Below are 835 nucleotides of genomic sequence, written 5' to 3'. Positions count from 1 at the left end.
AACTCGGTGCCGTTGTCGAAATCCAAACCGGTTACTTCATAAGGTATTTCATGAATCCCTGCTTTCAGGGCGCCCAGGATGTGGGTGTTGGCGTTGTTGCGCACGGTGCGGGTGAAGACCCAGCCGATATGTACATCGGTGAGGTTGAGGGTCCGGGCGAACTCGCCCTTCAGTGTGGGGCCGCAATGCGCGACCGTATCGCCCTCGAAGAAGCCGGGTTCGGCTTCTACCTCATCGCCTGCCTTGCGGACCTTGACCGAATTCCGCAGCAGCGGTGAGGGTTTCGTCGTCGATACACCACTGATCTGGTCCTTGGCCCTCGCCGGCGCCAGATAGCGGTCAATCGTGGCCGCGCTCATCTCCAGCAGCTCTGCCCGCACGGCCGGGCTGTAGCGGTCACGACCAAAGGCCAGCTCGTCGTGGCGTTGCAGCCCGTCGAGCTGCAGCCGCATCGAAGCAGCCAGATACTTCCCGCACTGTCCACCCGAGGCGGCCCAAACCCTTTGCAGCACCTTGAGCGCGTCATAGGAATACTTCGGGGCCCTGGGCTTGCGGGGCCGCTTCGTCACACTGCGCCCCGGCCCCGGTGGCCGCTTCGCCGCTGCTGTGAGCCTGCGGCGGGCGTTGTCGCGCGACCACCCCGTCACCTCGACCACCTGGTCCAGAATCTGCCCCCTGTTCTTCTTCGAGGCCTTCACATACGCCTTGGCGTACCTGGTGGTGATCTCGGCACGAGACGTCATCGACAACCCACATTCCATGCCTGACGACGGTCACCGTTTCGCGGGCATTCTTATGTGAGGCACCGAGGGTGTTTCGCGGGCACTTTTCGTGA

At 62.9% G+C, this 835-nt stretch carries 1 pseudogene; it reads right to left on the bottom strand.

Going from position 1 to position 835, the window contains the following annotated elements:
- Positions 1-743: pseudogene (locus BST40_RS28325) on the bottom strand (integrase); the annotation flags it as partial.
- Positions 744-835: the final 92 nt, after the last annotated feature.

The organism is Mycobacterium persicum (assembly GCF_002086675.1).
In the GTDB taxonomy this organism is placed as follows: domain Bacteria; phylum Actinomycetota; class Actinomycetes; order Mycobacteriales; family Mycobacteriaceae; genus Mycobacterium; species Mycobacterium persicum.
This window is presented reverse-complemented; position numbering and strand designations above follow the sequence as displayed.